The organism is Stakelama marina (assembly GCF_018122655.1).
GTDB lineage: Bacteria > Pseudomonadota > Alphaproteobacteria > Sphingomonadales > Sphingomonadaceae > Sphingomonas > Sphingomonas marina.
Genome location: NZ_JAGRQC010000003.1, coordinates 132688 through 152342 on the forward strand (window position 1 = coordinate 132688; position 19655 = coordinate 152342).

The window sequence follows — 19655 nt, forward strand, 5'->3', positions numbered from 1 at the left end:
CCCCGTCCTTGCTGGTTCGCCTGGGCGAACGGCTGCGAGCTTAGAAGCCCATGCCGCCCATTCCGCCCATGCCACCCATGTCGCCACCGGCGGGCGCCGCCGGCTTGTCTTCGGGCAGCTCGGCGACCGTCGCTTCGGTCGTGATGAGCAGGCCGGCGACCGAGGCAGCGTCCTGCAGCGCGGTGCGGACGACCTTGGTCGGGTCGATCACGCCGACCGACACCAGATTCTCATAGGTGTCGTTGGCGGCGTTGAAGCCCATCGAGGTGTCGCCTCCGTCGAGCAGCTTGCCCGAGACCACCGCACCGTCGAAGCCCGCATTCTGCGCGATCTGACGGACCGGGGCGTAGAGCGCCTTGCGGACGATATCGACGCCGCGGGTCTGGTCGTCATTCTCGCCGGTCAGGCCCTCGATCGCCTTGGTGGCGTAGAGGAGAGCGGTACCGCCACCGGGGACGATGCCCTCTTCGACTGCGGCGCGCGTGGCGTGCAGCGCGTCGTCGACGCGGTCCTTGCGCTCCTTGACCTCGACCTCGGTCGCACCGCCGACCTTGATGACGGCAACGCCGCCGGCGAGCTTGGCGAGGCGCTCCTGGAGCTTCTCGCGGTCATAGTCGCTGGTCGTGGTTTCGATCTGCTGACGGATCTGGTCGGTGCGCGCCTTGATCGCATCGGCCTCACCCGCACCGTCGACGATGGTGGTGTTGTCCTTGTCGATGGTGACGCGCTTTGCCGTTCCGAGCATGTTCAGCGTGACATTCTCGAGCTTGATGCCGAGATCTTCGCTGACGACTTCGCCCTTGGTCAGGATCGCGATGTCCTCGAGCATCGCCTTGCGACGATCGCCGAAGCCCGGAGCCTTGACCGCCGCGACCTTCAGGCCGCCGCGCAGCTTGTTGACGACGAGCGTCGCGAGCGCTTCGCCTTCGATGTCCTCGGCGATGATGAGCAGCGGACGACCCGACTGCACGACCGCTTCGAGGATCGGAAGCAGCGACTGCAGGTTCGACAGCTTCTTTTCGAAGATGAGGATGTACGGATCGTTCAGCTCGACATTCATCTTTTCCGGATTGGTGACGAAATACGGGCTGAGATAGCCGCGGTCGAACTGCATGCCCTCGACCGTGTCGAGTTCGAAGTCGAGACCCTTCGCCTCTTCGACGGTGATGACGCCTTCCTTGCCGACCTTTTCCATCGCTTCCGCGATCTTTTCGCCGACTTCCTTGTCACCATTGGCCGAGATGGTGCCGACCTGGGCGATTTCCTGGTTGCCCGAGACGTCCTTCGAACGGCCCTTGATGTCCTCGACCACCTTCTTGACGGCCATGTCGATGCCGCGCTTCAGGTCCATCGGGTTCATGCCGGCGGCCACCGACTTCATGCCCTCGCGCACGATGGCGCGGGCGAGCACGGTCGCGGTCGTGGTACCATCACCGGCGACGTCGTTGGTCTTCGAGGCGACCTCGCGGACCATCTGCGCGCCCATATTCTCGAACTTGTCCTTGAGTTCGATTTCCTTGGCGACCGTCACACCGTCCTTGGTGATGCGCGGCGCGCCGAAGCTCTTGTCGATGACGACGTTGCGGCCCTTGGGGCCGAGCGTGACCTGCACCGCATCGGCGAGGATATCGACGCCCTTCATGATGCGTTCGCGCGCGTCGCGCGAGAATTTCACGTCCTTCGCTGCCATGTGTTCTATCCTTTCGAAACTTGTAGAAAACGGATGGGAAGTGCGTCAGGCAATCAGCCGACGATGCCCAGGATGTCGCTTTCCTTCATAATAATCAGGTCTTCGCCATCGACCTTGACCTCGGTGCCCGACCACTTGCCGAACAGGATGCGGTCGCCGGCCTTGACGTCCAGCGGAACGACCTTGCCGTCCTCGGACTTGGCGCCGGTGCCGGCGGCGACGACTTCGCCTTCCTGCGGCTTTTCCTTGGCGGTATCGGGGATGATGATGCCGCCGGCCGTCTTTTCCTCGGCCTCTACGCGGCGAACGAGCACGCGATCGTGCAGCGGACGAAAGTTCATGCGCGCTTTCCTTTCCTGACTACGGATGTTGATTACCCTTTTAGCACTCACCTGTGTCGAGTGCTAACGGACGCGGATATGCGAACGACCCCGCGCATCGTCAACGGGTTTCGCGACAAATTTTTTACGCTTTTGCCCGACGCGCGATCAACCGCGCGACGGCTGCGGCAAAAGCCCGATCCGGGCACGCATCGCCCAGCGTGCGCCGAGCAGGAGCGCAACGACCGCAAGCCCGGTCGCCAGACCGATCCAGATACCGGTACCCTGCCATCCCAGTCCAAATCCGAACAGGATCGCGGCACCGAACCCGGCGACCCAATATCCCAGCCCCGCAAGCACCATGGGAATGCGCGTGTCCTGCAGCCCGCGAAGCACGCCCGCCGCCACCGCCTGCGCACCGTCGAACAGCTGGAACGCAGCGGCAATGCTCAGATAGCGCACGGCAAGCGCGACGGTGTCGGCATCGCCGCTGCCGCCCGCCAGATAGGCATGGACGAACAGTCGCGGCCAGATGAGAAGCGCCAGCGCCGCCAGCCCCATGAAACCGATACCCAGCGCCAGCGCGGTCCGCCCTGCGAGTGCGATCCATGCGGCATCGCGCGCACCATAGGCCATGCCGACGCGAATCGTCGCCGCCTGCGCGATGCCGTAGGGCACCTGAAAGGTGATCGCCGCGATCTGCATCGCCACGGCATGGGCGGCGACCTCGGTCACGCCGATCAATCCCATCAGGAAGGTCGCCGCGCTGAAGATCGCGCCTTCGAAGGTCATCGTGATCGCGATCGGGACGCCAAGGCGCACCATCTCCACCAGCCGCGACCATTCGGGCCGCCACCATTTGCCGAACAGCCGGTATCGCCGCAGCTTCGCATCGCGCAGCAGGATCAGCGCATAGGCACCCAGCATCAGGTATACCGTCGCGACGCTGGCGATCGCCGCGCCGGTAAGGCCGAGCCGCGGAAAGCCCAGATTGCCGAATACCAACAGCCAGTTGCCGATAATATTGGCAACCAGGCCGAAGGCGGTGACCGCCATCGCCCAGTGCGGCCGGCCGAGCGCCGAAACGGTGATCCTGAGCACATTGCCTGCAACCGCCGGGATCATCGAGATCAACAGGATGCCGAGATACCGCCCCGCCTGCGCCGATGCACCCGGGTCCTGCCCCATCCAGCCCAGCAGCGTGCCGCCATGCGCCAGAAGCGCCATCATCGGCAGCGAGGCGATGACCGACAGCCAGATCGCCATGCGGAACGACCGGCGCACCTCTCGCACTGCATGGCGCTTTCGCCCCAGTTCCGCGGCGATCACCGGCGCCGCGGCGTTGACCAGACCGATCAACGCGAACAGCAGCACCGCATAGAGATAGACGCCGAGCGTCGCGGCGGCGAGCGCATGCGACCCGAGCCGCGCGACGAAGATTACGTCGCTCGAATAGATCGCCATCTGCAGCAGATTCGCGCCGACGAGCGGCGCGCTCAACCGGACGAGCGCACCCAGCTCGCGCCGCCAGCCGGCGGGCGGACCGGCGACGAGTGGCCGGGCGGGGGGAGCAAACGCATCCATGGCCGCGCGCGCTTAGCAGCTTGCAAGGGTTCGCGCTCCGCCAAAATCGCCGTATTGCCCTGGTAACACTCCAGCTTTACGCACCCGGTGCGGTACAGTAGGCAGGATCGGGATTGATGCGGGAGATTGTTCGGTGAAGCTGGTCAAGGGCGCCTGGAAGATACTGGTCGGCATCAAGGACGCGCTCGTCCTGCTGCTGCTCCTTCTGTTCTTCGGCGCGCTGTTCGCGGCGCTTTCGGCGCGTCCGCATGCGGCGTCGATCCATGACGGCGCGCTGCTGCTGTCGCTCGACGGCACGATCGTCGAACAGCCCAAGGAGGTCGCCCCCTTCGCGATGTTGACGGGCGGCCAGACAGCCAATGAATACCGCTTGCGCGACGTCGTTCGCGCACTCGACAAGGCGAAGGGCGACAACCGGGTAAAGGCGGTCGTGCTCGACCTCGACCGGTTCATGGGCGGCTATCCGACCGCGATCAGCGACGTCGCCGACGCCGTCCAGCGCGTGCGCGACAGCGGCAAGCCGGTGCTCGCCTATGCCACCGCCTATACCGATTCGGGCTATCGCCTCGCCTCCGCCGCAAGCGAGGTCTGGACGAGCCCGATGGGCGGCGTGGTGCTGCGCGGCCCCGGCGGATCGCAGCTCTACTACAAGGGACTGATCGACAAGCTGGGCATCAACGCGCATGTCTATCGCGTCGGCACGTACAAGTCGGCGGTCGAGCCCTATATCCGCTCCGATCAGTCGGAGCCCGCGAGGCGCGCGGCGGAAGCGCTCTACGGATCGATTTTCGACCAGTGGCGCGCCGGGATCGAAAAGGCACGGCCCAAGGCGAAGATCGAACCTTTCCTCACCGACCCGGCGAGCGCGATCAAGGCGACGCAGGGCGACCTCGCCAAGGCGAACCTCGCCGCCGGCATGGTCGACAAGCTGGGCGACCGGGTGGCGTTCGGCAAGCGCGTGGCACAGATCGTCGGCACCGACGACGACAAGCCGGCGGGCAGTTTCAAGACGATCAGCTATGACGACTGGGTGAGCGCCAATCCGCTGCCCAAAGGCGGCGCTGCGATCGGCGTGGTGACGGTGGCCGGAGAGATCGTCGACGGCAAGGGCGGACCGGGCACCGCGGCGGGCGACACGATTTCGAAGCTGGTCCTCGACGGGCTCGAAAAGAAGAATCTGAAGGCGCTGGTCGTGCGTGTCGATTCGCCGGGCGGTTCGGCGCTGGCGTCGGAGGAAATCCGTCAGGCGATCCTCCAGGCCAAGGCGCAGGGCCTGCCGGTGGTGACCTCGATGGGATCGCTGGCGGCGAGCGGCGGATATTGGGTATCGACCGCGGGCGACGAAATCTTCGCCGAACCCAACACGATCACCGGGTCGATCGGCATTTTCGGCATCATCCCGACCTTTGAAGGCACGCTGAAGAAAATCGGCGTCAATGCCGACGGCGTGAAGACGACGCCGCTCAGCGGGCAGCCGGATATCTATGGCGGAACCAACGAACAGTTCGACGCGGTGCTGCAGGCGCAGATCGAAAGCGGATATCGCCGCTTCATCTCGCTGGTCGCCAAGTCGCGCCACATGACGCCGCAGCATGTCGACGAGATCGGCCAGGGCCGCGTATGGATCGGCGGCACCGCGCATCAGTTGAAGCTGGTCGACAAGTTCGGCGGCCTCGACGATGCCATCGCCGAGGCGGCACGGCGCGCCAAGCTGGACCCCGACAAGGTCCATGCCGTCTATCTGGAGAAGAAGCCGAGCGAATGGGCCAGGTTCGTCGAACAGTTCGCCAATAAGGGTGACGACGACGACAGCGTCGATCGCGGTTCGACCGACCTGTTCGCCAAGCTGTCGGCCGAGCGCCGCGCGACCTTCGCGCATGCGCTGGGCGACGCCAGGCGGCTGGTGCGCGGCGGGACCGTCCAGGCGCGCTGCCTCGTCTGCACGGGCTTCGGCCCGCCGACGGTGACGGCGAAGGACGAAAAGCTGATGGACGTGCTGATCGACCGTTTCATGCAATGATCGCCATCCGCGTCGCGGAACCGGGCGATGCCGATGCCATCGCCGCGATCTATGCCCCCTATGTCGAGGGCGGGCACGTCTCGTTCGAAAGCGAGGCACCCGACGCCGCGGCGATGCGCGCGCGGATCGAAAGGCATCGCGGCTTTTATCCCTGGCTGGTCGCGGAAATTGTGGAGGAAGGCGCCGAACCACGCATCGCGGGCTATGCCTATGCCGGGCCGTTTCGTGACCGTCCGGCGTATCGCTATATCTGCGAAGCCTCCATCTACATCGCGCACGACGACACCCGGCGCGGCGTGGGGAGCCTGTTATACAGCGCGCTGATCGCCACGCTGCGCGCGCAGGATTTCACCCGGGCCATCGCCGTGATCGCGATGCCCAACGACGCATCGATCCGCATCCACGAGGCAGCCGGGTTCGAACGATCGGGTGCGATCCGCGAGGCGGGGTTCAAGCATGGCCAGTGGATCGACATCGGTTTCTGGGTGGCAAAGCTGAACGAAAGCACCATCCCGCCGCCCGAACCCAAGCCGTTCAGCGAGGTCGGGCTGGTACGGTCCTGAGCTTCCGCTCCCGCTCGCCCTCCCCGCACTCAGGCTGAGCCCGTCGAAGCCGGGCGGCTGCCCCACCCTTGGGCAGGCTCAGGGTGAGCGCGAATGCATCCGCTTGGCTCGCGCGCCTAGCGCTGGCCGCGATAGGCCGGAAGCGACAATTTCCACTGGATCGCGGCGCCGCGCAGCACGAAACCCGCAAGCGCGGCGACAGCGGCGGCAAGCGGCGTCGATACATCGCACAACCCGAGCACGACATACAGGCTGGAAGCGAGCGCCGCTGCGGTGACATAAAGTTCGGGCCGCATCAGGATCGACGGTTCGTTGGCCAGCATGTCGCGGATGATACCACCGACACAGGCGGTCACGATGCCCATGACCATTGCCGGAATGGGCGGAATGCCGAATGCGAGCGCCTTTGCCGCGCCGAACACCGCATAGGCGGACAGCCCCATCGCATCGAGCCAGGCAAAGACCTTTCCCTGCCAGAACCCTTCGGGCGTCAGCCACACGATCAGCGCGGCGGCAAGGCATATGCCCGCGACGAGCCGGTCATGCACCCAGAAGACAGGCGCCCCGATCAGAAGATCGCGCACCGTGCCGCCACCGACACCGGTAATCAGCGCGAAAAAGGCGGCGGTGACGAAGGTCTGCGCGCTGCGCGTCGCCGCCACCGCGCCGGTCGCCGCGAACACGGCGATCGCGATCAGGTCGAGCCACGGCAGCAGCGGGCCGATCTGCCAGGCGGGAAGCGTCTCCATCGCCCGCGCCCTTAGACATTTCGCGAAGGCGTGCAACCATTGCGCGAAGATGGGCTGGAAATGCGCGGCCATATGCGCGAAAAGGCGCGCGATGCAACGCTATCCCATGCCCGTCATCGGCGTCGCCATCCTGCTCGCAGCGCTTGCCGGTTTCGTCGATGCGCTGGCCTATGCGAGCCTTGGCGGCTTCTTCGCCTCGTTCATGAGCGGCAACACGACGCGTATCGGCGTGTCGCTCGGCACGTCCGAATATCGCGACGCGGTCATCGCCGGATCGCTGATCCTCAGCTTTCTGAGCGGCGTCGTATTATCCTCGGTAATCAACCATGCCTGGCCGCGCTGGAAGGGCGTCAGCGTGATGGTCGCCGTCACGTTGCTGCTCGCTGCGGCGGCGGTGACCGACTGGCTCGGCCCGCGCCCGGTGGCGCTGCTGTTCCTTGCCGCGGCGATGGGCGCCGAAAACGGCGTCTTCGCGTTCGGCGGCCATATCCGCATCAACATCACCTATATGACCGGCACGCTGGTGCGGTTCGGGCAGAAGCTCGGCTGCGCACTGATGGGCGTCGGCGGGCGCTGGGAATGGCTGCGCGACCTGCTGCTATGGGTCGGCTTCTTCTGCGGCGTGCTGGGCGGATCGTTCACCTTCACCGACTATGGCGAGTGGGCGTTCTGGGCGGCGCCCGCCGCAGCGGCGGTCCTGACGCTGATCATCGCCCTACTGCCGCGCCGGCATTTTCAGGAATAGATGAGGGGGTAGGCAGGGACGTGTCGTCGTTGTTCGCCCAGTAGCCGACGTAAGGATCAACGGCAGCAGGGCCAGACGTGATTATGGCCTGCTCCCATACCGTTGCTTCCCGGCTTTTCTCATGTCGTCGAGCGTTTGGCCTGGTGCTGGCGTCAAATATGCAGTCGCGGGGGGCATTGCTGCCGAACATTGCGGCGGCTCATGACCTCCTTGAACTGTGAGGATGTTATAGCCGCCCTCGGTATTGCGTCGCAGCCACCACTTTTTCGTCCCCAAATCACTGCGCCAGTAGGTGTGCTGGACGGAAAGGGCCGTGATTTTTTTCGCGCCGATTTTGCCTTTATTTACGCGCGTAATCTTGAGGTCGATAAAGTATGGCCACGACATGAGGATATTGCCATCTCCGAGGTTCGGAGGGTCGCTGGGGGTTTGACCGACGATTTTACCGAAAACCAAGACGTCGAAACACCTCTCAGCGGCAGGTTTTTGAGGAAATGTTTGTGCCGCCATTGTGCAACTCGCAATCAGGCAAGCGCATAAGGCTGTGGCGATGGATCGTACTCCCACCATGCCTCGTATATTTCTGATTGTCCGCTCCCTATCCAACAGCTGGCGCCTCCTATTCGCCGATCAGATGCAGCGCGACGCGGCGGCGCTGCGGGGCGCGGCGATGTTCGAACAGATAGATGCCCTGCCACGTGCCGAGCACCGGACGGCCGCCGGCCACGGGTATCGACAGGCTAGTCGCGCTCAGCGCCGACCGCAGGTGCGCGGGCATGTCGTCGGGGCCTTCGTCGTCATGTTCATAGGCATCGCTTTCGGGCGCGATGCGGGCGAAATAGGCCTCCAGGTCGCGCCGCGCCGCCGGCGCCGCATTTTCCTGAATCAGCAGCGATGCCGAGGTATGACGGACGAACAGCGTCAGCAGACCTTGCACGATCCCGCTGTCCGCCGCCCAGTCCGAGACATGACCGGTACATTCCCACAGCCCCTGCCCGCTCGTTTCGATCGTGATCTCGGTTGCAGCCTGTCGCATCGTCTTCCTTTCGCTTAGCAGCTTGCCCGATCCACCCTCGCGACGCTACGGCACTGATATGACCAGCACTTCCACTGTCGGCGAGGAACGCCTCGCCCGCCGCATGGCCCGCGGCTGCGAATTCCTGGGCACCGATGTCGCCATCATGGGCGGCGCGATGTCCTGGGTATCCGAACGCAATCTGGTGGCCGCGATATCCAATGCCGGCGGGTTCGGCGTGATCGCGTGCGGCGCGATGACGCCCGAACTGCTCGATGCCGAGATCGCGGGCACGAAGGAGCGCACGACGAAGCCGTTCGGCGTCAACCTGATCACCATGCACCCGCAGCTGTTCGAGCTGATCGAGGTGTGCAGGCGCCACGATGTCGGCCATGTCGTCCTCGCCGGCGGCCTGCCGCCCAAGGGGGCGATCGAGGCGATCAAGAATACCGGCGCGAAGCTGATCTGTTTCGCACCCGCGCTCGTCATGGCGAAGAAGCTGATCCGGTCGGGCGTCGACGCGCTGGTGGTCGAGGGCAACGAGGCGGGTGGCCATATCGGCCCCGTATCGACGTCGGTGCTGGCGCAGGAAATCCTGCCCGAAGTGGCAGGCGACATTCCGGTATTCGTCGCCGGCGGTATCGGCCGGGGAGAGGCGATCGCCGGATATTTGGAAATGGGCGCGGCGGGCGTACAGCTCGGCACGCGCTTCGTCTGCGCCACCGAATCAATCGCGCATGAGAATTTCAAGAAGGCGTTCATCCGCGCCTCCGCCCGCGACGCGGTGACGAGCGTGCAGATCGACCCGCGCCTGCCCGTCATTCCGGTTCGCGCGCTGAAGAACGCCGGCGGCGAGCTGTTCACGAAAAAGCAGCGCGAAGTCGCACAGGCGCTCGACGAAGGCGCGGTCGAAATGGCCGAGGCGCAGCTCCAGATCGAACATTACTGGGCAGGTGCGCTTCGGCGGGCGGTGATCGACGGCGATGTCGAGCACGGATCGGTGATGGCCGGACAGTCGGTCGGCATGGTCAAGGCCGAGGAACCGGTCGCCGACATCATCGCCGCGCTGATGGCCGAAGCGGCGTCGGCGCTCGAAAAGCGGCAGGACTGATCGCTGGGACTTTGCGCGCTCTTGCGGAGCCGCTAGCGTTCTCGCGCGTTCCTGATCCTCGCACCCCGTCCGGGGCGCGGTACGGGCACCGAGAAACGAACAGGGGAATTTCGCGCGCATGAGCGATCACGTGGTCATCGGCGTTGCGATCGGGCTTGGCCTGATCGTGGCGCTGACATTGATGTTCGCGCGGTTCGCGCGCAGCGAATCCTGGCTCGCCACGGTCACGCCGCTGGCGTCGATCATCGGCAGCGGCTTCCTGATCTGCGGGCCGTTGCTGGCACGCGAATTCGGCGCATTGGCAGCGCCCGCGATGATCGCGCTGCTGCTGCTCGCCTATGGTGTCGGGTCGATCGTGCGCTTCAACATCGCAGCGGCCGAACCCTATCTGACCGAGGCGCGGTTCAACGATCCCGTCGCGTGGACGGCGCGCGTCGCGCAGGGCGTGCTCGCCGCCGCCTATGCCGTATCGGTCGCCTATTATCTGAAATTGCTGGCGATGTTCATCCTGCGCGCGGTCCATTCCGAATCGGAACTGCTCGCCAATGTCATCGTCACCGCGATCATCGCCGTCCTGACCGCACTCGCCTTTACCGGCGGGCTGCGCCGGGTGGAGCGCGTGGCCGATGCGAGCGTGTCGCTGAAGCTCGGCCTGATCGCAGGAATGCTCGCCGCGCTCGCGCTCGACTGGATCCGTACCGCGGGACCGGAGACGCTGCCGCCCGTCAACGTCTCCTGGAACAGCGTGCTGTTGCTCCTCGGCCTGCTCATCACCGTGCAGGGGTTCGAGACATCGCGCTATATGGGCGAAAGCTATGATCGCAAGACGCGCATCCGCACGATGCGCAACGCGCAGCTGATCTCATCGGTCATCTATGTCCTATTCCTTGTCCTGCTGACGCCCCGCCTCGGCCAGGCGGCGGGCACGGAAGGCGTGGCGGGCGTGCTCGACGTGATGGAATCGGTCGCGCCGTTCCTTGGCGCGTTCGTGCTGGCAGCGGCGGTAACCAGCCAGTTGAGCGCTGCGGTCGCCGATTCGATCGGATCGACGGGACTTGCCATCGAACTGTCGCGCCAACGCCTGACGGTGGCGACGGGCTTCCTGCTCGCCGGCGCGCTCGCCATCCTCGTCACCTGGACGACCGATTCGTTTCAGGTCATCGCCGTCGCGTCGCGCGCATTCGCGCTGTTCTATGCCTTTCAATGCGCCATCGCCTTCATCATCGGACGCAAGGAAGGCAAGGCGGGGCCGGTCCAGCTGACCTTCTTCGCGGTGGTCGGCGCGCTTTGCATCCTTGCCGCCGCCGCCGGCGCGCCGGCCGAGGGCTGATCCTTGTCATTGGCGCGGGATGCGGCAATCTGATAGCGAGTGACCATGCCCCTTTCGGCCGCCGCATCCGCCCGCGAAATCCTGACACGTCTTCACGACGTGATGGCATCGCGCGACCGGGCGCAATCGAAGCTGAACGCGGTCGTCAACATCATCGGCGAAGCACTCGATAGCGAGGTCTGCTCGATCTATCTGCTGCGCGAGGGGCTGCTCGAACTGTTCGCGACGCGCGGCCTCGACCAGGAGGCGGTCCACGTTACCAAGCTGGCACCGGGCGAAGGTCTGGTCGGCACCATCGCCGCCAATGTCGAGACGCTGAACCTGGCCGAAGCCGCGGCGCATCCCGACTTCGCCTATCGCCCCGAAACGGGCGAGGACCGGTTCCACAGCTTTGCCGGCGTTCCCATCATCCGGCGCGAACGCGCGGTCGGCGTGCTGGCGGTGCAGCATGCCGACCCGCGCCGGTACGAGGATGTCGAGATCGAGGCGCTGCAGACCGTCGCCATGGTGCTGAGCGAACTCATCGCCAATGCCGGGCTGGTCGATTCGACGAGCGATCCGTCGACCCGCCCGCAATCGACCGCGACCGAACAGGTGTCGGGTTTCAAACTGGTCGATGGCATGGCCGCGGGCATCGCCGTCTATCACCAGCCGCGCATCCATATCGAACATACCGTCGCGGAGGACACCGAGTCCGAGCGTCACCGCGTCTATGCCGCGTTCGACAAGATGCGCGACGGCATCGAGCGCATGTCGAGCCAGGCCGAATTCGGCGTCGGCGGCGAGCATGAAGAGGTCCTCGAAACCTACAAGATGTTCGCCTATGACGAGGGCTGGGCACGGCGCATCAACGAGGCGATCGACAGCGGCCTGACCGCCGAGGCGGCGATCGAACGCGTCCAGCAACGCACCCGGATGCGCATGCGCGAGATCGACGATCCGCTGCTGCGCGACCGGATGCACGATCTGGAAGACCTGTCCAACCGGCTGATCCGGATCGTGTCGGGCCAGCTCGGCACCGCGGCGCAACTGGGGCTGCGACAGGATTCGATCCTGATCGCGCGCAATCTGGGTCCTGCCGAGCTGCTGGAATATGACCGCCGGCGGCTGAAGGGCGTGATCCTGGAGGAAGGATCGCTGACCGCGCATGTCACCATCGTGGCGCGCGCGATGGGCCTGCCGATGATCGGCCGGGTGCGCGATGTCCGCCGGCTGATCGCGGAAGGCGACATGCTGCTGCTCGATGCCGCAGAGGAATCGGTCATCATCCGCCCGAACGAGGCGATGGAGGAATCGTTCGAGGCGAAGCTGCTGCTGACGCAGGAACGGCGCGCCAAGTTCGCCAAGCTGAAATCCGAGCCGCCGGTCACCAGGGACGGGCACCGCGTCACGGTGATGGTCAATGCCGGTCTGCGCGACGATGTCGCCGCGCTCGACGTGACCGGTGCCGACGGCATCGGCCTGTTCCGCACCGAGTTCCAGTTCCTCGTATCGGCGACGCTGCCGCAGCGCGAGCGCCAGCAACGGCTGTACCGCGACGTGCTCGATGCCGCGGGCGACCGGCCCGTTACCTTTCGCACCGTCGATGTCGGCGGCGACAAGACGCTGCCCTATCTCGATCACGACGCCGATGACGAAGAAGAAAATCCCGCGATGGGCTGGCGCGCGCTGCGGCTGGGGCTGGAACGCGACGCGCTGATGAAGGCGCAGGCGCGCGCCTTGATCGAGGCGGCGGCGGGGCGCACGCTGAACGTCATGTTCCCGATGGTTTCCGAACCCTGGGAGTTCGACGAGGCGCGCGCGATATTCGAACAGCAGCGCGAATGGATTCACTCGCGCGGGCGCAAGCTGCCGACCGAGATCCGCTACGGCGCGATGCTCGAGGTTCCGGCGCTTGCCGAGACGCTCGACATGCTGCTGCCCAAGCTGCAATTCCTGTCGATCGGCACCAACGATCTGACCCAGTTCCTGTTCGCCGCCGACCGCGCGCACCCCAAGCTTGCGATGCGCTATGACTGGCTGAGCCCGTCGATTCTGCGCTTCCTGCGCCGCGTCGCCGATCAGGCGCGCGCCGCCGACGTACCCGTCGCCGTATGCGGCGAAATGGGCGGCCGTCCGCTCGACGCGATGGCGCTGATCGGAATTGGAATCGAACGTCTGTCGATCACGCCCGCCGCGGTCGGCCCCGTCAAGGCGATGATTCGCTCGCTCGACCGGGGCAAGGTGATGGAGGCGGTTGCCGACATGCTTGCCGCACCGCAGCGCAGTCTGCGCGAGCCGCTCAAGCGCTGGGCGATCGAAAACGGCGTCGAACTCGCCTGATCGCGGCGCAAATCCGCGGCTGCGGCGTTGACAGCGCGTCGCTGCTGTTGGACATCCAAGGGGAGCGGGGATCTCTTACCGGTCGCAACCCTCCCCGCTGGAGAGTTTGATGGGCGAATCCGAAGCCGAAAACGGCGACGACCTGTTTCCCAAATCCGTCGGCGAGCGGTTGCGCGACGCCCGCGTCAAACAGGGTCTCGATATCGACGATATCGCGTCGCGGACGCGCATCCCGCGGCGCCACCTCGAAGCAATCGAGGAATCGGATTATTCGCGCCTGCCCTCGACCACCTATGCGATGGGGTTCGCCAAGGCGCATGCCCGCGTCGTCGGCCTCGACGAGGCGGCGGTGGGCCGCGACCTGCGCGCCGAACTCGACACGGGCTATGAGCGCGAAGCGCCGCACATACCCTATGACGTCAGCGACCCCGACCGCGTGCCTTCGGGCGGGATTGCCATGATCAGCGCGATCATCGCGGTGCTCGTGCTGATCGGTGCTGGCATCTGGTACGGCACCGACTGGTTCCGCGGCGACGAGGCCGAGCCGCCGGCGCAAGTCGCGCAGACGCAGACGCCGCAGCAGCAACAGCAGCCGACGGCCCCTGCCCCCACTCCGACGCCGCAGACCGGCGGGCAGGTGACGCTGACCGCGACCGGGCCGGTGTGGATCCGCGTCTATGACGCCGACAACAAGACGCTGGTGATGAAGACGCTGCAACAGGGCGAGAGCTACAATGTGCCGCAGGACGCCAACCAGCCGATGATCAATGTCGGTCGTCCGGGCGAACTGAAGGTCACGATCAACGGCTCCGAAGTCGCGCCGCTCGGCCCGCCCGAACGCGCGATCAAGGATGTCGGGGTCAGCGCCGACGCGCTTCGCGCGCGTGGCAGCAGCGATACCCAGACTTCCGCCACGACAGGTACTTAAGGCTGGCGACAGGCGATTGGTGCCATGCCGCCGACAGGTTCAACTCCACCAAGGGATGTGACAATGCGTTTTCTTATTGGCGCCGCGCTGATCGCGACCGGTCTGGCCGCCGCAGGCGCCGCGCAGGCCCAGACCACGATCGACCGCCGCGTCGACCGGCTGGAACAGGAAATGCGCGCCGTGCAGCGCAAGGTCTTTCCCGACGGCGCGGGCAAATATTTCCAGCCGCAGATCACGCCGCAACAGCAACCCCAGACGCAGCCCGGCTCCCCCGCGGCGGGCCCGCTCGTCAATCTCGAATCGCGCGTGACCGCGCTCGAATCGCAGATTTCCACGCTGACGGGCCAGGTCGAACAGTCGCAGTACAAGGTGCGCCAGCTCGAGGACGCGTTCAACGCGTACAAGAAGGCGACCGATGCGAAGCTGGCTGCGTTGCAGGGCGGCGGTCCAGCCGCTGGCGGCGGCACTGCTGCTGGCGGCGGCACGGCCGCAGGCGATGACGACTATACGCCGCCGCCCGGCGTGCACGGCAACGGCGTATTGAAGGCGCCCGACGGCGAACAGGGCGACAAGGCTGCGACCGCGCATCCCACGGCGAGCAACGCGCGCGCGCAACGCGTCGCTGCGGTCGAACGGCCCGACACCGGCGATCCTGCGGAGGATGCCTATATCTACGGCTATCGCCTGTGGGATGCGAAACTGTATCCCGAAGCGGAAAAGCAACTGAAATCGGTGGTCGCCAAATATCCCGACAGCCGCCGGGCGAGCTTTGCGCAGAACCTGCTCGGCCGCGCCTATCTCGACGAAGGCAAGCCGTCGCTCGCCTCGATCGCCTTTTACGACAATTACAAGAAGATGCCCAATGGCGAACGCGCGCCCGACAGCCTGTTCTATCTCGCCAAGGCGCTGATCCAGCTCAAGAAGCCGTCGGACGCCTGCCAGGTCTATGACGAGCTGACCGATGTCTATGGAAACAAGATCTCGGCTTCGATGAAGGCGGGGATCGCCGAGGGCCGTGACACCGCCAACTGCAAATGATCGGCGCGCGCCGGATCGGGCGCAAGTCGAACGATTCGGCGAGGACTGCGCGCGGCTGACGGAAATGTCTCCGGCACCCGGGGCGCCGCTTGCGCTCGCAGTGTCGGGCGGGCCCGACAGCATGGCGATGCTCGCGCTTGGCGCCGCGGCGTTTCCGGGATCGGTAATTGCCGCCACGGTCGATCACGGGCTGAGGCGCGAATCGGCCAGCGAGGCCGCGATGGTCGCGTCCGCCTGCGCCGAACGCGGCATCGAGCACGCGACGCTGTCTGTGGCAGGCGGGCCCGGGGGCGACAATCTCCACGCCTGGGCGCGCGCCGAACGCTATCGGCTGCTCGAAAGCTGGGCGGCGGAGCACGGTGCGGTGGCGGTCGCAACCGCGCACCATGCCGACGACCAGGCCGAAACCTTTCTGATGCGCGCGGGCCGAGCGGCGGGCCTGTCGGGGCTGGCGGGGGTGCGCGGCGTCCATGCCGAGCCGGGGCGCGTGCGCATCATCCGCCCGCTGCTCCGCTGGCGGCGCAGTGAATTGCGGTCGGCGGCGCAGGCCGCACAGCTTCCCTTCGTCGATGATCCGAGCAATGCCGATCCGCGCTTCGACCGGGCGAGGCTGCGTACATGGCTGGCGGGTGCGCCGTGGTTCGATGCGGGCGCGGTGGCAAGGTCGGCCGAATATCTGGCCGAGGCGGAGGCCGACTTGCTGGCGGTCGCGGACTGGGTCTGGCGCGAACGCGCTCACGACGAAGCCGGATGCGATGTTTCCGGATTGCCGCGCGGCGTCCGCCGGATCATCGCGCGCAAGGGAATCGAACAGACGCGCGCCGACTGGGGCATCGAGTCGCCCGCATTTTCGGCGGCCAGCAATGTCGAGGCGCTGCTCGATGCGCTCGAAAACCACAAGCCGGCAACGCAGGCCGGGGTGCTGGTGACGCCGTCTGGCGGCCGCTGGACCTTTGCCAAGGCCCCACCGCGTCGATCACACTGATCGGCGTTGTTCCGTTGCCATTAACCTGTGATCTCCTATCTAGTAGGAGAGGAAAGGTATCTACACGCATGAACGATAACGACAAGCAGCCGGGCGGCCCCGAAAACGGCGGCGGCGGCAATCCCTGGATGAAGAGCCTGCTGATCTGGGTCGGCATTCTCGTCGCGCTTGCCCTGTTCGTCACGCTGCTCGACGGACGCTCGACGCAGCCGGTCGATTCGCAGATTTCCTATTCGAGCTTCCTCGACAAGGTCGAGGCTGGCGATGTGAAGAGCGTGAATGTCGGAAAGGACGCGGTTTCGGGCGTGCTGAGCGACGGCAAGAAGTTCAGCGCCAATGCGCCGCAGGACCCGCAGCTGATCCAGACGCTTCGCAATTCGGGAGTCACGATCACCGCGCAGCCGCCCGAACAGGGTTCGCTGTGGCAGTATCTGCTCGTCCAGTCGCTGCCCTTCCTGCTGTTCCTCGGTATCGCCTTCTTCGTGGTCCGACAGATGCAGAAAAATTCGGGGTCGGGCGCGATGGGCTTTGGCAAGTCCAAGGCGCGGATGCTGACGCAGAAGGAAGGCAAGGTCACGTTCGAGGACGTCGCCGGCATCGACGAGGCGCGCGAGGAATTGCAGGAGATCGTCGAGTTCCTGAAGGACCCGACCAAATTCGCCAAGTTGGGCGGCAAGATTCCGAAGGGCGCGCTGCTCGTCGGTTCGCCGGGTACGGGTAAGACGCTGCTCGCGCGCGCGATCGCCGGCGAGGCGGGCGTGCCGTTCTTCACCATTTCGGGTTCCGATTTCGTCGAGATGTTCGTCGGCGTCGGCGCCAGCCGTGTCCGCGACATGTTCGAACAGGCGAAGAAGGCCGCGCCGTGCATCGTCTTTATCGACGAGATCGACGCCGTCGGCCGCCACCGCGGCGCGGGGCTCGGCAACGGCAATGACGAACGCGAACAGACGCTCAACCAGCTTCTCGTCGAAATGGACGGGTTCGAGGCCAATGAAGGCATCATCATCGTCGCGGCGACCAACCGCCCCGATGTGCTCGACCCCGCGCTGCTGCGTCCGGGCCGTTTCGACCGTCAGGTGACGGTGCCGCGTCCCGATATCGAGGGCCGGGTCAAGATCCTCCAGGTCCATATGAAGAAGGTGCCGCTGGCACCCGATGTCGATGCGCGGGTCATCGCGCGCGGCACGCCGGGCTTTTCGGGCGCCGACCTCGCCAATCTCGTCAACGAGGCGGCGCTGATCGCCGCGCGGCGTTCGAAGCGCCTTGTCGCGATGAGCGAGTTCGAAGAGGCCAAGGACAAGGTCATGATGGGTTCCGAACGGAAATCCATGGTGATGACCGACGACGAAAAGCGGATGACCGCCTATCACGAGGCGGGGCACGCGATCGTCGCGCTGCACGAGCCGGCGTCGGACCCGATCCACAAGGCGACGATCATCCCGCGCGGTCGCGCGCTGGGCATGGTCATGCGGCTTCCCGAACGCGACAGCTATTCGTATCACCGCGACAAGATGTACGCGAACCTGGCGGTTTCGATGGGCGGGCGCATCGCCGAGGAAATCATCTTCGGCTATGACAAGGTGTCAAGCGGCGCGAGCGGCGACATCCAATATGCCACCAAGCTGGCGCGCGACATGGTCACGCGCTGGGGCATGTCAGACAAGATGGGCCCGCTGATGTATTCGGAGGGCGAGGAAGAGGTGTTCCTCGGCTATTCGCGCCAGCAGAACAGCTCGATGTCGGACGAGACCGCCAAGGCGATCGACAGCGAAATCCGCCGCATCGTCGAGGATGGCTATCAGCGCGCGAAGGAAGTGCTGACCGAACATATCGATCAGCTCCACCTGCTCGCGGGTGCGATGCTCGATTACGAGACGCTCTCGGGCGACGAGATCAAGCGCCTGATCGCCGGCGAGGATATCGGCCGCGACACGGTCGACGCCGATGTGAAGCAGGTGCCGGTCGGTGGCACCTCGATCCCCAAGACCAAACGCCCGCGCGGCCCCTTCGGCAATCCGAGCCCGCAAGGCGCCTGAGCCGGTACAAAGGACAAGAACACAGACCCTCCCGCGGTTCGCTGCGGGAGGTTTTTTTTGTATCGTTTCTCCGGGCGGAACCGAAAACTGCCGGGCGGCTGCGCGCGAGCCTGTCCGCCCGTGCATTCCGGCGCTTGCGCTCCACGAGATTCGTGTAAGCAAGGATTTCAACTCGGGAGACGATCATGGCGCGGTTCGGCTTGCTTGCTCTGCTTATCATAGCCGCAGGAAGCACTGGCGCGGCGCATGGCCAAAGCCGACAATCCGACACTTTGCCGCCAAGGAAAGAGGTTCCGAAGATAGAGCATCCGGGGGTCTGGCAGCCGCCCGCAGGCGCGACGCAGATTCCGCTTTGGCCCGCAAATGTCGCGCTCAAGAAACCCGATACCGGCGATCATCCCGAAGCAACCGGCAATGGATCACCGCTTGTCGGGGGCCGCAAATGGCATTGGGCGAGTTACATTACCCGGCCAACGATGACGATCTACCGCCCCGAGGGCCCGAATACGGGCGCCGCGATGATGGTCCTGCCGGGCGGTGGATTCTACGCGGTCGCGATGGACCTGGAAGGCACCGAGATCTGCGACTGGGTGACGCGGCTCGGCATCACCTGTGTCGTCCTGAAATACCGGACGCCGCAGGTCTGGCCGAAGGAAAATGGTCGGGCCAAACGGCCGAAAGTGCTGCTGGGACTGGAAGATGCCCAGCGCGCCATGGGATTGTTGCGGCAACGCGCTTCGACCTACGGCATAGACCCGGACAAGATCGGCGTGATCGGCTTTTCCGCGGGCGCATATCTCGTCGCGAACATGAGCAATACGACCCAGCGAACCTATCCGGTCGCCGATGCCGCCGACCGTCAGTCACCGCGGCCCGACTTTGCGATCATGGCCTATACCGCCCGGCTGTGGGACCCGGACAAGGGCAGGAACAACCTGGAACTAGCGCCGTGGGCGCAGATCAGCGCGAACGCTCCGCCGACGCTCATCATACAGGCGATGAACGACCCCACCGACAATGTTCGTCACGCGATGGCCTATGCGCTGGCGCTGAACGATGCCGGCGTACCGGTCGATATGCGCCTATACGCCAGGGGCGGCCACGCGTTCGGCATGCGCCCGACCAAGGATCCCGTCACCACCGAATGGCCGGCAGAGGTCAAGCAGTGGCTGCACGATATCGGCATGTTGTGAGGCCGCATAAGCAGGCCGACATGGCC

General features: G+C 65.4%; 17 protein-coding genes. 11 read left to right on the forward strand and 6 right to left on the reverse strand.

Annotation, left to right across the window (positions count from 1 at the left end; all coding sequences use genetic code 11):
* Positions 1-40 precede the first annotated feature (40 nt).
* The 3 genes from groL to J7S20_RS10395 form a co-directional block, all read right to left on the reverse strand.
* Positions 41-1690, reverse strand: a complete 1650-nt coding sequence (gene groL, locus J7S20_RS10385; RefSeq protein ID WP_284054165.1) for a chaperonin GroEL — start codon at positions 1688-1690, stop codon at positions 41-43.
* A gap of 53 nt (positions 1691-1743) precedes the next feature.
* On the reverse strand, positions 1744-2031 hold the full coding sequence (groES, locus tag J7S20_RS10390; RefSeq protein ID WP_284054166.1) for a co-chaperone GroES: 288 nt from the start codon (positions 2029-2031) through the stop codon (positions 1744-1746).
* Between the two features lie 147 nt (positions 2032-2178).
* On the reverse strand, positions 2179-3594 hold the full coding sequence (locus J7S20_RS10395) for an MATE family efflux transporter (RefSeq protein WP_284054167.1): 1416 nt from the start codon (positions 3592-3594) through the stop codon (positions 2179-2181).
* Positions 3595-3727: 133 nt separating this feature from the next.
* On the opposite strand from J7S20_RS10395, the gene sppA reads away from it, so the two are divergent.
* Together sppA and J7S20_RS10405 are read left to right on the forward strand one after the other, a co-directional pair.
* Positions 3728-5614, forward strand: a complete 1887-nt coding sequence (gene sppA, locus J7S20_RS10400) for a signal peptide peptidase SppA (RefSeq protein ID WP_284054168.1) — start codon at positions 3728-3730, stop codon at positions 5612-5614.
* A complete protein-coding gene (locus J7S20_RS10405) occupies positions 5611-6177 on the forward strand; it encodes a GNAT family N-acetyltransferase (protein WP_284054169.1) in 567 nt (188 codons plus the stop codon). Before sppA ends, J7S20_RS10405 begins: the two co-directional genes overlap by 4 nt.
* 116 nt (positions 6178-6293) lie before the next feature.
* Here J7S20_RS10405 and J7S20_RS10410 read toward each other — a convergent pair whose 3' ends face one another.
* Positions 6294-6926: a trimeric intracellular cation channel family protein gene (locus tag J7S20_RS10410; protein ID WP_284054170.1), complete on the reverse strand. Its 633-nt coding sequence runs from the start codon at positions 6924-6926 to the stop codon at positions 6294-6296.
* A 91-nt stretch (positions 6927-7017) separates the two neighbouring features.
* On the opposite strand from J7S20_RS10410, the gene J7S20_RS10415 reads away from it, so the two are divergent.
* Positions 7018-7671 carry a YoaK family protein gene (locus J7S20_RS10415; protein WP_284054171.1) on the forward strand — a complete coding sequence of 218 codons (654 nt, stop codon included), beginning with the start codon at positions 7018-7020 and terminating at the stop codon, positions 7669-7671.
* An 81-nt stretch (positions 7672-7752) separates the two neighbouring features.
* On the opposite strand, the gene J7S20_RS10420 is transcribed toward J7S20_RS10415, so the two are convergent.
* A complete protein-coding gene (locus J7S20_RS10420; protein ID WP_284054172.1) occupies positions 7753-8181 on the reverse strand; it encodes a hypothetical protein in 429 nt (142 codons plus the stop codon).
* 109 nt (positions 8182-8290) lie between these two features.
* The gene (locus J7S20_RS10425) at positions 8291-8707 is read right to left on the reverse strand and encodes a secondary thiamine-phosphate synthase enzyme YjbQ (RefSeq protein WP_284054173.1); all 417 of its coding nucleotides are present in this window, start codon (positions 8705-8707) and stop codon (positions 8291-8293) included.
* Between the two features lie 58 nt (positions 8708-8765).
* Between J7S20_RS10425 and J7S20_RS10430 the strand changes: the two genes are divergently transcribed.
* The 8 genes from J7S20_RS10430 (at position 8766) to J7S20_RS10465 (ending at position 19629) form a co-directional block, all read left to right on the forward strand.
* Complete coding sequence (locus J7S20_RS10430; RefSeq protein ID WP_284054174.1) at positions 8766-9797, forward strand: NAD(P)H-dependent flavin oxidoreductase; 1032 nt, start codon at positions 8766-8768, stop codon at positions 9795-9797.
* Between the two features lie 118 nt (positions 9798-9915).
* Positions 9916-11127: a hypothetical protein gene (locus J7S20_RS10435; RefSeq protein ID WP_284054175.1), complete on the forward strand. Its 1212-nt coding sequence runs from the start codon at positions 9916-9918 to the stop codon at positions 11125-11127.
* 45 nt (positions 11128-11172) lie between these two features.
* Positions 11173-13449, forward strand: a complete 2277-nt coding sequence (gene ptsP, locus J7S20_RS10440) for a phosphoenolpyruvate--protein phosphotransferase (RefSeq protein ID WP_284054576.1) — start codon at positions 11173-11175, stop codon at positions 13447-13449.
* 109 nt (positions 13450-13558) lie between these two features.
* Entirely contained in the window at positions 13559-14377 is an 819-nt protein-coding gene (locus tag J7S20_RS10445) for a helix-turn-helix domain-containing protein (RefSeq protein WP_284054176.1), read from the forward strand.
* Positions 14378-14440: 63 nt separating this feature from the next.
* Positions 14441-15415 (forward strand): hypothetical protein, encoded by a 975-nt coding sequence (locus J7S20_RS10450; RefSeq protein WP_284054177.1) that lies wholly within the window; start codon positions 14441-14443, stop codon positions 15413-15415.
* A gap of 64 nt (positions 15416-15479) precedes the next feature.
* Positions 15480-16400, forward strand: coding sequence for a tRNA lysidine(34) synthetase TilS (gene tilS / locus J7S20_RS10455; RefSeq protein ID WP_284054178.1), 921 nt, complete (start codon positions 15480-15482; stop codon positions 16398-16400).
* Positions 16401-16468: 68 nt separating this feature from the next.
* Complete coding sequence (gene ftsH, locus J7S20_RS10460; RefSeq protein ID WP_284054179.1) at positions 16469-18436, forward strand: ATP-dependent zinc metalloprotease FtsH; 1968 nt, start codon at positions 16469-16471, stop codon at positions 18434-18436.
* A gap of 272 nt (positions 18437-18708) precedes the next feature.
* A complete protein-coding gene (locus tag J7S20_RS10465; protein WP_284054180.1) occupies positions 18709-19629 on the forward strand; it encodes an alpha/beta hydrolase in 921 nt (306 codons plus the stop codon).
* Positions 19630-19655 lie beyond the last annotated feature (26 nt).